Genomic DNA, 13,612 nt, shown 5'->3' with positions numbered 1-13,612 from the left:
AGCAAGGGGCCGCTCGGTTGTATACTGGGCGGCCGTTTTTGCGGAGATAAGTTTTGAGAAATTTTCCAGCAGTCAGCCAGAAGGAGATCCGAAAAGCTTGGTTTCTCCAACTGACAAAATTCCCATTGTATGCCTTTGGGTTGATCTATTCGCTGTCCAATATTTTGTCGGTCGGCCTCTTAGAAACACAGCCTAACGGTCCAAAGTGGTTTACCGTGTACGCGCTCTGCACCTGTGCGTCGATTTTCTGCTACAAATCCGACCTAATGGTGGCCGCTTACAAAGCCCACCATTTTCTAGGGTCCATTTTTGGCGAAGCCCGGCTTTTAGTTGAAATTGCGATCTTGGTTCCCCTGACCTGTGCAGGGCTAGACTATGCATATAACGCAGGCTTATCCGACTCAGTCTTGCTTCCAACTGTGTCAAGTCTGCTTGCAGCACCGTACTTTGCGCTTCTTCTTTATGGCAATATTAACGGCATTTTGACTCCGTTTTTGCCTGCAGCATTTAAAAAGGAACTGAAGTCTTTGGCGCGGAAAAAGAGGACATGACCCTCCCGCTCTGGGGCCTTGTCTGCCTCTCGATCCTCGCCCTGATCCACGTGAGCTGCGACAGCTTCCTGCTGAAACTCTCCGTTGGCAACGCCTGGACCGCAGGTCCGCGCGACAGTTCCGTCAGCCGCAGCGCGCTGGCGGGCCGGGCGCGGCGCGCCTTCACCAATTTCCTGGAAACCGCCCCGGTCTTCATCAGCCTGGCGCTGGTGGCCGAACTGGGTGGTCTGCAAAGTGCGCTGATCACCGGCGGCCTTTACACCTATCTCGGGGGCCGCGCCCTCTACCTGCCCGCCTACCTCAGCGGCGTGCCCTACCTGCGCACCGCCATCTGGCTCATCGCCACCAGCGGCCTTGCCGCAATGCTCGCGGGGGTGCTCCTCGCATGAGCTTTCATCTTTCCGAAAATACTCAAAATGGCTCCGCCCAAGCCGGGGGCAGCGCCCCTTTTCTTCGGAAACTGCTGCAACACCTGCCTTTCTTGAGTGGAATCAAAGCGCTCCTTACCCTTGCCAGGGCATCCTGCCTTCAATACGGAAAAGGAGTATAACCAATGGCAACCCATGTTCTCTGGCAGGCCGATGTGGCCGATTTCGATGCCTGGCTCACCGTGTTCCGGCAGGACAAGCGCAACCGGCAGGCCGCGGGCATCACCGATTTGAACGTCTGGAGCGATCCGGACCAGAAAAACCACGCCGTGGCGCTGTTCGCGATCACCGATCTGGAAAAGGCCCGCGCCTTCTTCGGATCGGAGGAACTGGCCATGCACCTTGAACGCGACGGGGTCATCAATATCTCGATCAAGATGTTGACCCCCGTCTGATCCTAAGACCACTATCCCTTAACGCGTGTTCCGGAAAACGGAACCAGGGAGAACAGAGGAAGACAGACCCATGTCCCAATATGACGTCATCGTAATCGGCGCCGGCCCCGGCGGCTATGTCTGCGCCATCCGCTGCGCCCAGCTGGGACTGAAAACAGCTGTTGTCGAGGGCCGCGAGACCCTCGGCGGCACCTGCCTGAACGTCGGCTGCATCCCCTCCAAGGCGCTGCTGCACTCGACCCACCTGCTGCATGAGGCAGAGCACAACTTTGCCCATATGGGCCTCAAGGGCAAAAGCCCCTCGGTCGACTGGGACCAGATGAAGGCCTACAAGGACGAGGTGATCGGCCAGAACACCGGCGGCATCGAATTCCTGTTCAAGAAGAACAAGATCGACTGGATCAAGGGCTGGGCGTCCATTCCGGCGGCCGGCAAGGTGCAGGTCGGCGACGAGGTGCACGAGGCCAAGAGCATCGTGATCGCCTCCGGCTCGGTGCCCGCCTCCATTCCGGGCGTCGAGATCGACGAGAAGATCGTGGTCTCCTCCACCGGCGCGCTGGAGCTGCCGAAGATCCCGAAGAAACTGGCGGTGATCGGCGCCGGCGTGATCGGTCTGGAACTGGGCTCGGTCTATGCCCGCCTCGGCTCCGAGGTGACCGTGGTGGAATACATGGACGCGGTCTGCCCCGGCATGGACAAGGACGTGCAGCGCTCCTTCAAGCGGATCCTGGAAAAGCAGGGCCTCAACATCATCCTGGGCGCTGCGGTGCAGGGGGTGGAAACCTCCAAGACCAAGGCCAAGGTCAAGTATCAGCCCAAGAAAGGCGGCGACGAGGTGGTGCTGGACGCCGACGTGGTGCTGGTTGCGACCGGACGCAAGCCCTACTCGGAGGGGCTGGGGCTCGATGCGCTGGGGATCAAGATGACCGAGCGCGGCCAGATCGCCACCGACAACCACTGGCGCACCAATATCCCCGGCATCTATGCCATCGGCGACGTGATCGAAGGCCCGATGCTGGCGCATAAGGCCGAGGATGAGGGCATGGCGGTGGCCGAGGAGATCGCCGGCAAGCACGGCCATGTGAACTATGGCGTGATCCCCGGCGTCGTCTACACCACGCCAGAGGTTGCCACCGTCGGCGCCACCGAGGACGCGCTGAAGGCCGAGGGCCGCAAAATCAAAGTTGGCAAGTTCATGTTCATGGGCAACGCCCGCGCCAAGGCGGTGAACCAGGCCGAGGGCGGCTTCGTCAAGATCATCGCCGACAAGGACACCGACCGCATCCTGGGCGCCGCGATCATCGGCCCGGCGGCGGGCGACATGATCCACGAGCTGTGCGTGGCAATGGAATTCGGCGCCTCGGCCGAGGATGTGGCGCTCACCTGCCATGCGCATCCGACCTATTCCGAGGCAGTGCGCGAGGCCGCGCTGGCCTGCGGCGACGGGCCAATCCACAGCTAAGAAAGATGAGGCGGTGCAATTGCACCGCCTCTAATTGTTCACCGGTAGAGAACCGCAGTTCAGGCTTCTTCTTCCGTCGCCTTCGGCTTTTCCGCTACAGGTGCTTGGAACACAATTCCACAATTTTTCTGTATCGAAATCTGCTCAAGTGCTTCGAGCTCGCCTTTCAGACGGGCGAGTTCCGCTGCATTTTCTTTGTTTCCCTTGATAAAGAATGCAGCTGGCCAGAAGAGTACAAGCGCCACGCCTGTTGCGACGGCGTCATTCGAGGCATTCTTATCCTGGATACCTGAAACGGATGCTGCCCGCGAGGAAACACGCCGAGCTTCGGATTCGATCTGGTGGCAACTCAGCCCTTGATAGGCGAGAGGCGAAACATATGCACCTGCTACATTTTCACTTTTTTGGGCACAGCCTGAGGCAAGCATCGCAGAGACGCACGCAGCAGCGCCAATCTTTTTCAGCATCATATTGTTCCATTAATTGATATTTTCCAGCGGTCTTGCACCGCCCCTTCACGTAATTAATCCGAACGGTCAAAATCCAGTTATCAAAAACGCCCAAAAGGAGAAAGTAGAGTTTTTCAACCACTAAGAGCTGTTCTTAAGTAACTTCTTGCATCCGAGACTATTCGCTGAAAACCCATTTTTTCCTTTGGAGCAGCGGAAAACCAACCTACAAGCAGCTGCAGCTTTTCAACCCCCAGGAGACACACCATGGCCATTTCATTGCAAGTCATCTACCCGGCTGCCGAAGGCAAGACCTTCGACCACGCCTACTACGCAGACACCCACATGCAGATCGTGGACCAGCACATGGGGCCGCACATCCAATCGGCTGTGGTGACCAAGGGGCTGGCGGGCGGACCGCATGTCCCGGCGCCGTTCTTTGCCATTGCCACATTCGTCTTTGCCGATCAGGCCGCGATGGACGCGGCGATGCAGGCGGCTGGGCCTGCGCTGGACGACATTCCGAATTTCACCGATGTTCAGCCGCAGATCCTGATCGGCGAAGTGATCCGCTGATCTCCCAGGCGACGCCGGACAGTCCCTGCGCCGCGGCGGTCCGTACCGCGATCATCCGGCATCTGTCCGGCTGCTGGCCCCGGCCGCCTTGCCGTTCCGTTTCAAACGGCGCGCAGCCTTGACGAAGGGGATGGAATAGAGCTTCCAGCAGGTGTCCATCTCCATCGGTTTCATGCCCGCGACTCCGAATTTCACATCGCGGTTGTCCTCCGGCATCTCATAGGTGCCGAAAATCACGTCCCAGACCGGGAACATGAAGGCAAAGTTCTTGTCGAAATGATCCGGGTGGCAGCTGTGGTGCACGTGATGATGGGCGGGCGACGGAAACACCTTGGACCAGACGCCGGGCCAGCGCAGCCAGACGTGGGAATGGCGCAGGTTATAGGCCAGGATGTTGAAGGCAAACATCAGCACGGGCACGCCCAGAATGCTGGGAACGCTCGGCACCACTGCGGCATACTGGTAGACACCGCCCGCTACTGCCCCGTAGCCCGCGCCGATCAGAAGCAGGTAGAAGAAATTGTCCACCGGGTGCTCGCGGTAGTTGGACAGCGGATGCATCACCTCGGCGCTGTGGTGCACCTTGTGGAATTCCCACAGGATCGGCACCTTGTGCTGCAGGTAGTGCACGGTATAGCCGATCAGATCGAGGACAATTGTGCTGACCAGCATGTAGCCGATCACAATCCCCCACCCTGCGGCGCCCTCAGCGGTGGCGGGCAGAGAGGTGATCGCATGGCCGGTGATCCACCGGAACACCGTGGCTGCGGAACCGGCAAAAAGGCCCAGCAGCAGGAAATGGGCCAGCAGTTTGTGAAAGAAGAAATAGCGCACGTCGAGCCAGGCGGAGGGGTGCGACCATACAGACTTGGGAAACAGGAAAGCCAGGAAAGAGCCCCGTCCGGCAGAACGGCTCTGCCTGCGCTGGAACAGGTAAACCCCGTATGCCGCCAGAACGGAGGTCGCGATATACAGGTAAAAAACACGCTGCCCGGGGTCGAGAAAATAAAGGACGACATCTCTGGCATAGGCCAGATAGGAAGCCAGAAAATCGCTCATTCGTTCACTGCCCGTTGTTGGCTCTTGTTGTCCACGGCCGGCCGCGCTGCCGCAAAGCTGCAGCCCGCTGCGCCTTTGCCATGACGCTAACCTGTTTCTGGCAAGGCGTCACCCCGGCAATTCGACAGCTGGTTTGCCCCGGCCCGCCGCCTTGGCGGCAGGTTAGGCCTGAACCGCTGCCTGCTCCGGGTCGAACCCGGCTTCGCGCATCAGATCGTCGGAGCGGTTTTCGACACGCGCTTCCAGCTGCTCCATGAAGTCGCCGCGGGCGATCCCCGGCTGCATCGGCTCCAGAAACTCCACCACCGCCAGCCCCGGCTTGCGGTAGATGCCGGTGCGCGGCCAGAACACGCCGACATTGGTGGCGGCGGGGATGCAAGGCTGCTTCAGCCCCTCGTAAAGCACCGCGGTGCCGATCTTGTACGGCTTCCGGGCGCCGGGGGCCACGCGGGTGCCCTGCGAATAGATGATCAGCTGGCCCGGCTCCTTGGTCTCCTTGGCGACATCCTTGACCATCTTGGCGATCGCCGCACCGCGCTTGCCGCGGTCGACCGGCACGCAGCCCAGCCGCTTGGCATAGACGCCGATCACCGGGGTCCACATCAGCTCGCGCTTCATGATGAACCGGGCCGAGGGCACCGCGTTGAAGATGATGATGATGTCCAGAAAGCTTTGGTGCTTGGCCGCGATGATCACCTCGCCTGAGGGCACCAGCCCGCGCACCTCGGTGCGGATGCCGACCATCCAGCGGGCGGTCCACAGCGCCCAGCGGGCAAAGCTCTTGCAGGCCACGCGCGCGCCTTTGGGGGAGGCCATTGCCCAGGGCGCGAACACGATCCCCAGAACCAGCATCGCCAGGTACATCTGCACGATGAACACAAAGGAGCGCAGCCATTGGACGGGATTTTTCACGACAGTTCCCCCAGACGTTTGGTGGCCGCACGGGTGGTGGCGGCAAAGGCCACCAGCGCGCCCAGCGGCGGTATCAAAAGCGGCACCAGCCAGCCCCAGCCCTGAAAGCCGAGACCGGTGAGGAAGCCGCCCTCATCGGAAGCTTCAGGCATCAGCCAGACGCCGATCATGCCCAGCAGCATGCCCGCGGCAGCGCCGGTCAGCGCCCGCAAGGTGAAGCGGCGGATGAAGGCCTGGGCGATATAGCTGTCCAGCGCGCCGACCAGCCGCAGCACCTCGATCACCTGGGCGTTGGCCGCCAGCGCCGCGTTGGCGGCCAGGGTGATCATTGCCGCAGTTGCGCCGCCGATCAGCAGGATCGACACCCAGGCCAGGCGGCGCAGCGCCCGTGCGGCATCCACCAGCGGCGCCCGCCAGCGGGTGTGGTCATCCAGCACCGCGCCCGGAACCTCGGCCTGCAGCCGCAGCCGCAAACCTTGGGCGTCATAGCCGGCGTCGTCGCCGGTCACCTCAATCAGCTGCGGCAGCGGCAGATCGCCCACCGGAACGCTGGCGCCGAACCAGGGCGCCAGCAGCGCTGCCTGCTCCTCGCCCGTCAGCGCCCGCGCAGTGGCGACGCCGGGCGTCTGGCGCAGGATCTCCAGCACCGCCTCGGTCTGGGCGGCACGCTGCTCTGCCGGGGCGTTGATGCGCAGGGTGGCGGCCCGCGCCAGCTCAGACGCCCATTGATCCGCCAGCCGCCCCGACGCCATCGACAGCGCCAGCGCAAAAACCGTGAGGAAGGCCATGGCGCCGGAGACAAACAGGGTCAGCTGGGCGGTAAAGCCGCTCGGCGGCACCACACGGTCGGCCTGGGTATCGCCCAGGATCAGCTTGCGCAGCCTGCCCTCGCTCATAGGTCGGCCCCCGCCAGTTGCAGCTGCCGGTTGGAAATCCGCAGCACCCGCGCCTGCACCTGGTTCTTGGCGGCCCGGATCAGCGACAGGTCATGAGTGGCGACCAGGATGGTCTTGCCCATCCGGTTCAGCTCCACCAGCAGCTGCAGCAGCCGCTGCGACATTTCCCAGTCGACGTTGCCGGTCGGCTCATCGGCAATGATCACATCCGGCGACAGGATCACCGAGCGTGCCAGGGCAGCCCGCTGGCGCTCGCCGCCCGACAGTTCCGGCGGCAGCGCATGGGCGCGCTCGCTGAGGCCGACCCAGTTCAGCAGTTCCTGAAGGTTGGCCTCCTCATGGCTCAGCTCCCGGCCGGACACCAGCAGCGGCAGCGCGATATTCTCGATCACCGGCAGGTGGTCCAGGAACCGGCAGTCCTGGTGCACCACGCCGACCCGGCGGCGCAGATAGGCCATCTGGTCGCGGTCCAGCCCGTGCACATCCATGTTGAAGGCGCGCACCCGGCCCGCGGTCGGCATCAGCGCGCCGTAGCACAGTTTCAGAAGCGTGGTCTTGCCTGCCCCGGAGGGGCCGGTCAGGAAATGGAAGGAGCCCGGTGCCAGCTGCACCGACACCGCATTCAGCAGCTCGCCGCCGCCGTAATTGTAGCCCACATTTTCCAGCTCGATCACTGCTGCCCCCTGAACGCGCCCGTTATTTGCGCCCGGCTGTTTTGCCCCAAGGGGCCGGCAGTTTCAATGGGGGCTCTGTTGCCGGGAAACCCGGTGCCCGGATGCCGCCGCAAATGGCACTTTCACCAGCCGCTGCGGATGCCTATAGTCCCTTAAAAAACAACCTGCCGCCGCCAGGGCGGCGGGATGGTGCCGAGGAGAGCATGATGCGCCTGACCTGCCCGAACTGTGCAGCCCAGTACGAAGTGCCTGAGGATGTGATCCCTGCCGAAGGGCGGGATGTGCAATGCTCTAACTGCGGCCAGACCTGGTTCCAGCAGGCCGCAGGCTCGGCGGCGGAAGATGCGCCTGCCGGCACCGGCCCCGAAGACGCCTCCCCGCAGCCGGCTGAAGCAGAGCCCGAACGGGAACCCGAGGACATCACGCCGGAACCACAAGCCATTTCGCCGGAGCCGGAGCCGGAGCCGGAGCCGGAGCCGGAAGACAGCGCGCCGGAGGAGGTTTTGCAAGAGGCAGAGGCTGCGCCGCAGGAAGAGCCGGAAAACGCCGGCGCGGCAATGGACAGCTCAGTTGAGGAAGAGGCCGGGCAGCCCGCTACTGCTGCCGAGGACGGCGGCGCGGGTCCCGCCGCGGCGGCGCAACGGCCGCGGTCGCTGGATCCGGCCATGACCGACATCCTGCGCGAAGAGGCCGAGCGGGAAGCCTCGCTGCGGGCTGCGGAACGCCAGAACCTGGAAACCCAGCCCGATCTGGGGCTGGACACCGCCGCGGCCGAGGAAGATGCCGCAGAGCGCAGCCGCCAGGCCCGCGACCGGATGGCCCGCATCCGGGGCGAGGATCCGCGCCAGATCGCCGCTGCCGAAAGCGGCTCGCGCAAGGAACTGCTGCCGGACATCGAAGAGATCAATTCCACCCTGCGCTCCGGCACCGCTGCGGCCCCCGCCCCGCAAGCGCCCACCTATGCGTCGACAGCGCCGCGCAAGAGCAACTTCGCCCGCGGGTTCACCCTGTCGCTGATCGCGGCCCTGGTGCTGGTCCTGGTCTATGACAACGCGCCGCTGATCGCGGAGAAACTGCCGTCGGCGGATCCCGCCCTTCAGAGCTATGTTGTCTGGGTCGATCAGGCGCGGCTGTGGCTGGACGGGCAGGTGAAATCACTGATCAGCGTGCAGTAACACCCGCTTTTCCGCGCTCAGCCTCCCGCGCCCCGCAGCAGGGGCGGCCAGTTGCCGGGGCTCAGAAACGGTCCAGCAGCCGCTGCAGGTAGCTGCGCTCGCGCTCGCTGCGTTCGCGCTCGCCGGCGCGGCGGCGGATGTCCTCCAGAAGATCCCAGGCGCGGCGGTAGGCATTGCCCTCGCCCACCTTGCCGCCGTCATCCACGGTGCCGTTGCCGCGGCCCAGCGGATCCAGCCTTTCGCCCTGCGCGGTGGCGGAAGGCTGCCCCTGGCCGTTGCGCTGCCCGTCATCGCGCTGCGCCAGCGCCTCGCCAAGGCTGCGCATGCCCTCGCGCAATGCCTCCATCGCGTCGGACTGGCGGTCGATGGCTTCGGCATTGTCGCCGCCGCGCAGCGCATCCTCCGCCCCCTCCATGGCGCGACCTGCGCGGTCCAGCGCCTCGCGCGCGGCGTCACCGGCCTCGCCGCCCAGGTAGGGCAGCCCGTCGCGCTGCTGCTGCAGCTGCTGGCGCAGGGCCTGCTGGCGGTCCGCCAGCGATCCGCCCTGCCCCAACTGTTCGCGCCCGTTGCCGCCCTGGCCATCGGGATTGCGGCTCTGTGCCCCTTCGCCGCCCTGGCCGTCCTGGCCGCTGTCACCGCCCTGGCCGCCCTGATGGCTCTGGCCGCGGCCCAATCCGCCGTCGCGGCCCTCGTTGCCCTGGCTCTCGCCGCTGCGGGCGCCGGGGTTGAACTGCTCCTGCAGGTCGCGGAACGCCTCATCCGACAGCCCCTGCTGCTCGCGCAGGGTCTCGGCCAGCCCCTCCATCGCCTGGCGGCCCTCATCGCCCTGGCCCTGGCCCTGCTGCGAGCGGGTCATCCGCATGTTCTCCATCATCTGCTGAAACTCGCGCAGCGCCTGTTCGGCCTCGGCCATGCGGCCCTGCTCCATCAGCTCCTGGATGCGGTCCATCATCGCCTGCAGGTCGTCCTGGCTGAGGGTCATCATATCCCCGGACATCTCGCCCGGGTCCATCATCTCGCCGTTGGCCTCGGCCTGGCGGCTAAGCTGGCGCAGGTAGTCCTGGGTCGCTTCGCGCAGCTCCTGCATCAGCCGGGCGATCTCCTGGTCGCTTGCTCCGTCGCGCATCGCCTGGCTCAGCCGCTCCTGCGCCCGCTGCATCCGCTCCAGCGCGTCGCCGACATCGCCCTCTTCCAGCTGGATCGCCAGGTCCCACAGCGCAGCGGCGATCTCCTCCTGCCGCGGTTCCGGGATCGTGCCCTTCACGGTATAGCTTTCCAGCCGCCGCAGGATGGTGCGCAGCCGAAGGTAATCGCCGTAATCGCGGTAGAGCCCCTCCGGCCGGTGCGACAGGGTGCGCAGGATCTGGGCCACCCGCGGCGCATTGGCGCGCGTCCACAACAGGTCGCGGCGCTGTTCGATCACCGCAGCGGCCAGCGGATCAAAGAAGCGGCGGGTCAGAAGGCTGGCGCCAAAGCCCGCGGCGGCTGCGGACTGCCCCGCTTCATCCACCGCGGAAAAGGTGAAGACCACAGGCAGGTTGGCCCAGGGATGCTCGGCGAAATCCTCGATCAGCTTCTCGGTGAATTCCTTGCGCGAACCGGACAGGGGCAGCGGCAGATCCAGCACCAGCGCCTCGCGCGGGTCCGGGGCGGCGGCCAGACCGTGGCTCCGCTCCACCGCTGGCAGGTCCAGCGTGATCCGCACCTGCCCGGCGGCAACGCCGTAGTCATCGCGCGCAGCAAAGGCCAGCGAGGTGTAGCCGTCGTTTTCCAGTTCCGGCTGGCCCGCAACCGCCACCTTGGGCGGGCTGTCGGGGATCACTTCCACCTGCCAGCTGCGGCCGCCGCTGCCTTCGATTGAGACGGCGCCGCTGCGGGCGACGTCAAACTCCATAGCGGCCTGAGGGGTTTCCGGTTCGCCTCCGCCCTGGCCCGACACACTTTCCGCCAGCTCAAGCGCTCCTGCCTCGCCATAGAACCGCAGGGTCACGCGGCTGCCTTCCGGCAGATGCAGAAGGCCGCCGTCCTGGTCGTTCAGGTAAAGCACCGGCAGCCGGGTGTAGGCGGGCGGCTCCGCCCAGCCCTCCCACGCCGGGCCGTTCAGCGCGGCACCGCTGCCCGAACCCAAGTCCTTCACCGCGGCCACCTGCCAGATCGAGCCGAACAGCACCGCCACCGCCAGCAGCAGCCCGGCCATATAGCGCAGGGCGTAGGGATCATTGGACGCAATATTCAGATCAGGCGCCGGCGCTCTGGCCTTGGCCGCAGCTGCGGCCATCCGGCGCTGGTGCGCCCGCCACAGCGCGGCTGAGGCGGCATCCTCTGCGCCGATGGCCTGGGTGTCCAAGAGTGCGGTGACCGGGCGGCCCGGCAGGGTGCTGTCAAGCCGCTCCAGCGCCGCGGCCCGGCTGGGCCAGCGAAAGCGCCAGAGGCCCCGCCCCAGCGCCGCAGTGGCGGCAATCAGCACCGCCATCGCGCCGGTCCAGACCAACCGCTCCGGCAGCATCTGGTGCAGCCCCAGCATCAGCGCCGCCAGCGCCGCCATCAGCACCGAGGCCAGCGGCCAGAAGGCGCGCAAGGCACGTTCCGCCACCAGCCCGGCCCGCGTCAGGCGCAGGGGCCAGCCCAGCTGTTTCAGAACCGGATCGGCCTGCTGGCCGGCCCGGCGGTCAGTTCGGCGAAGAAAGGGCATTCGGGCCTCATGATCTGATGGCCCGCGCCGGATCGCGCCCGGATCGCTTCAGAGCCACTCCGGGATGGTATCGCGGTTTATCATCTCTTCATAGTCCGGCCGCCGGCGAATAACCGCGAATTGATCCCCGTGCACAAGCACTTCGGGGATCAGCGGGCGCGAATTGTACTCGCTCGCCATCACCGCGCCATAGGCGCCGGCGCTGCGGAAGGAGACCAGATCGCCGGCAGCAAGCGGCGGCAGATCGCGCTGCTTGGCAAAGGTATCGCCGGTTTCGCAGACCGGGCCGACGATGTCATAGGGCTGGCTTTCGGTGCCTGCCGCAGGTTCCTGCACAGGGATGATGTCGTGATGCGCCTCATACATCGCCGGGCGGATCAGGTCGTTCATCGCGGCATCCAGGATCAGGAAATCGCGCCCCTCGCCCGATTTCACATAGATCACTTTCGACACCAGCTGGCCCGCGTTGCCCGCGATCAGCCGCCCCGGCTCGATCTCGATTTCGCATCCCAGGTGGCCCAGAGTCTCCTTGACCATCTGGCCGTACTCCACCGGTAGGGGCGGTGCCGAATTGGAGCGCTCATAAGGAATGCCAAGCCCGCCGCCCAGGTCGAGGCGGCGGATATCGTGGCCATCGGCGCGCAAGGTTTCCGTCAGCTCGGCCACCTTCTGATAGGCCAGACGGAACGGCTCCAGATCGGTCAGCTGCGACCCGATATGGACGTCGATCCCCACCACCTCCAGCCCCGGCAGCGCGGCAGCGCGGGCGTAGACCTCGCGGGCGCGGGCAATCGGGATGCCGAACTTGTTCTCGGATTTTCCGGTGGCGATCTTGGCGTGGGTCTTGGCGTCCACGTCCGGATTGACCCGGATGGTGACCGGGGCCACTGCGCCCAGTTCCACAGCCACGGCGCTGATCACTTCCATTTCCGGCTCGGATTCCACGTTGAACTGGCGGATACCGCCGGTCAGAGCTGTGCGGATTTCCTCTGCCGTCTTGCCGACGCCGGAAAACACGATCCTGTCACCCGGCACGCCTGCCGCCTTGGCGCGCAGGTATTCGCCCTGACTGACAACGTCCATGCCCGCGCCTGCCTGCGCCAGGGTCTTCAGGATCGCCTGGTTGGAGGCCGCTTTCATCGCAAAGCAGACCAGGTGGTCGGTGCCTTCCAGCGCCTCGTCGAACAGGCGGAAATGGCGCAAGAGGGTGGCGGTGGAATAGACATAGAACGGGGTGCCCACCGCCGCGGCGATCTCGGAGATGGGAACGTCTTCGGCGCAGAGCGCGCCGTCACGGTAGAGAAAATGATCCATGACCCCGCGTTTAGGGCAAAAGGGGCAGATGGATCAAATGATTCCGACCCGCGCGCCTTGCCGGAAACAAAGCGGCTCTCCCGCCCGCCGCAGACGCATCAAAGATGCGCCCCCGCCGGTTGGGCCCGCCGCCGCGCTGGTGCGCGGCGGGCCGCATCCCCCGCTGGCGTTCCGTTCCGCGCGGGCGGCAGTATTTGAGTATTTGGGGAAAGATGAAAACACCGGGCCTGCGCCTTCATCTTTCCAAAAATACTCACTGCGCGGCATCAGCGGCACACGCGGCGCCTGTGGTGTTGCGCATCCGGCGCACGCCGCTGTCACGGCATATTAAGCCCGGGTTGGCATAGTAACCTCTGATCGCGATCACCGCCGGGCCTGACAAACCCGGCACTTTGGAACAGGGCCCATTGGCACGGGCACGCACAGACGACGTTTCGCGTGCGGGAGAAACCCTCCCGTCCCACCTCCGCCCCTTGGCGGCGCCGCCACTCCTAACTGCTGATGTTCAGCATATCAGATACGGAACACACCAAAGCAGGCTGCAACCGGACGGGAAAGATACCCGCTCCGGCCATTATCTGTGTTTTTTAGAACGTTCCGGACACCCCGGCGCGGGCATAACCGGACACTTTGATACCGGTTGCCGCGGGTTCATGCTTTTGCGGCGGGTTTGCCGCCGGCGCGCCGGTTTCACAGGCCGCCAGGCCAATAAGGGCCAGCACAGCAAACGTTGTTTTCATCGCAACATCCTCAAATGAAAACCGCCCCGGCACAGCGGCGGGGGCGGTTCTGAAGTGGTTGTTCAGCTGCGCTGCATCAAGGGCGCCGGGCGCTAGAAGCCCAGAAAGACGCTGAGCGGCCCCTTGTGCAGTCCCACAGCGCCGCCGACGTGGACGCCGCCGCCGCTGCCGACGCCAACACCTGCGTTCAGGGTCGGCTGCACCGGCTCGCCGTCCGCCCCGCAGGCGGACAGCACCATCAGCCCCAGCAAAGCAAAGATCATGTTGCGCATTGTCTGCCTCCTTGCCG

General features: G+C 64.8%; 15 protein-coding genes. 6 read left to right on the top strand and 9 right to left on the bottom strand.

Translation table 11 applies throughout. The annotated features are described in order from the left end of the window. Positions 1-53 precede the first annotated feature (53 nt). The 4 genes from KUW17_RS12480 to lpdA all read left to right on the top strand — a co-directional run bounded on the left by KUW17_RS12480 (position 54) and on the right by lpdA (position 2,836). Complete coding sequence (locus KUW17_RS12480; RefSeq protein ID WP_222479509.1) at positions 54-551, top strand: hypothetical protein; 498 nt, start codon at positions 54-56, stop codon at positions 549-551. Then, a complete protein-coding gene (locus tag KUW17_RS12475) occupies positions 548-940 on the top strand; it encodes an MAPEG family protein (RefSeq protein WP_222479507.1) in 393 nt (130 codons plus the stop codon). Before KUW17_RS12480 ends, KUW17_RS12475 begins: the two co-directional genes overlap by 4 nt. A gap of 164 nt (positions 941-1,104) precedes the next feature. Next, positions 1,105-1,374 (top strand): hypothetical protein, encoded by a 270-nt coding sequence (locus KUW17_RS12470; RefSeq protein ID WP_222479505.1) that lies wholly within the window; start codon positions 1,105-1,107, stop codon positions 1,372-1,374. Positions 1,375-1,444: 70 nt separating this feature from the next. Continuing rightward, positions 1,445-2,836, top strand: a complete 1,392-nt coding sequence (gene lpdA / locus KUW17_RS12465) for a dihydrolipoyl dehydrogenase (RefSeq protein WP_222479503.1) — start codon at positions 1,445-1,447, stop codon at positions 2,834-2,836. Between the two features lie 59 nt (positions 2,837-2,895). Here lpdA and KUW17_RS12460 read toward each other — a convergent pair whose 3' ends face one another. Then, positions 2,896-3,303 (bottom strand): hypothetical protein, encoded by a 408-nt coding sequence (locus tag KUW17_RS12460; protein WP_222479501.1) that lies wholly within the window; start codon positions 3,301-3,303, stop codon positions 2,896-2,898. A 249-nt stretch (positions 3,304-3,552) separates the two neighbouring features. Between KUW17_RS12460 and KUW17_RS12455 the strand changes: the two genes are divergently transcribed. After that, complete coding sequence (locus KUW17_RS12455) at positions 3,553-3,861, top strand: EthD family reductase (RefSeq protein ID WP_222479499.1); 309 nt, start codon at positions 3,553-3,555, stop codon at positions 3,859-3,861. Between the two features lie 51 nt (positions 3,862-3,912). On the opposite strand, the gene KUW17_RS12450 is transcribed toward KUW17_RS12455, so the two are convergent. The 4 genes from KUW17_RS12450 to KUW17_RS12435 all read right to left on the bottom strand — a co-directional run bounded on the left by KUW17_RS12450 (position 3,913) and on the right by KUW17_RS12435 (position 7,402). Further along, the gene (locus KUW17_RS12450) at positions 3,913-4,920 is read right to left on the bottom strand and encodes a sterol desaturase family protein (protein WP_222479497.1); all 1,008 of its coding nucleotides are present in this window, start codon (positions 4,918-4,920) and stop codon (positions 3,913-3,915) included. A gap of 162 nt (positions 4,921-5,082) precedes the next feature. Beyond that, positions 5,083-5,832, bottom strand: coding sequence for a lysophospholipid acyltransferase family protein (locus tag KUW17_RS12445; protein ID WP_222479495.1), 750 nt, complete (start codon positions 5,830-5,832; stop codon positions 5,083-5,085). After that, on the bottom strand, positions 5,829-6,728 hold the full coding sequence (locus KUW17_RS12440) for a cell division protein FtsX (RefSeq protein ID WP_222479493.1): 900 nt from the start codon (positions 6,726-6,728) through the stop codon (positions 5,829-5,831). The genes KUW17_RS12445 and KUW17_RS12440 overlap by 4 nt, the downstream gene beginning before the upstream one ends. Next, positions 6,725-7,402, bottom strand: a complete 678-nt coding sequence (locus KUW17_RS12435) for a cell division ATP-binding protein FtsE (protein ID WP_039181773.1) — start codon at positions 7,400-7,402, stop codon at positions 6,725-6,727. The genes KUW17_RS12440 and KUW17_RS12435 overlap by 4 nt, the downstream gene beginning before the upstream one ends. 206 nt (positions 7,403-7,608) lie before the next feature. On the opposite strand from KUW17_RS12435, the gene KUW17_RS12430 reads away from it, so the two are divergent. Continuing rightward, entirely contained in the window at positions 7,609-8,577 is a 969-nt protein-coding gene (locus tag KUW17_RS12430; RefSeq protein ID WP_222479491.1) for a zinc-ribbon domain-containing protein, read from the top strand. Between the two features lie 61 nt (positions 8,578-8,638). On the opposite strand, the gene KUW17_RS12425 is transcribed toward KUW17_RS12430, so the two are convergent. The 4 genes from KUW17_RS12425 to KUW17_RS12410 all read right to left on the bottom strand — a co-directional run bounded on the left by KUW17_RS12425 (position 8,639) and on the right by KUW17_RS12410 (position 13,595). Then, complete coding sequence (locus KUW17_RS12425; protein WP_222479489.1) at positions 8,639-11,269, bottom strand: TIGR02302 family protein; 2,631 nt, start codon at positions 11,267-11,269, stop codon at positions 8,639-8,641. 48 nt (positions 11,270-11,317) lie between these two features. Further along, on the bottom strand, positions 11,318-12,583 hold the full coding sequence (lysA, locus tag KUW17_RS12420; RefSeq protein ID WP_222479487.1) for a diaminopimelate decarboxylase: 1,266 nt from the start codon (positions 12,581-12,583) through the stop codon (positions 11,318-11,320). 587 nt (positions 12,584-13,170) lie between these two features. Then, the gene (locus KUW17_RS12415) at positions 13,171-13,323 is read right to left on the bottom strand and encodes a hypothetical protein (RefSeq protein WP_222479485.1); all 153 of its coding nucleotides are present in this window, start codon (positions 13,321-13,323) and stop codon (positions 13,171-13,173) included. Between the two features lie 92 nt (positions 13,324-13,415). Then, positions 13,416-13,595 carry a hypothetical protein gene (locus KUW17_RS12410; protein ID WP_222479483.1) on the bottom strand — a complete coding sequence of 60 codons (180 nt, stop codon included), beginning with the start codon at positions 13,593-13,595 and terminating at the stop codon, positions 13,416-13,418. Between the last annotated feature and the right edge of the window lie 17 nt (positions 13,596-13,612).

The organism is Leisingera aquaemixtae (genome assembly GCF_019801145.1).
Lineage (GTDB): Bacteria > Pseudomonadota > Alphaproteobacteria > Rhodobacterales > Rhodobacteraceae > Leisingera > Leisingera aquaemixtae_A.
Note: the sequence above shows the minus strand (reverse complement) of the source record. Positions and strands in the feature narration are given on the sequence as shown.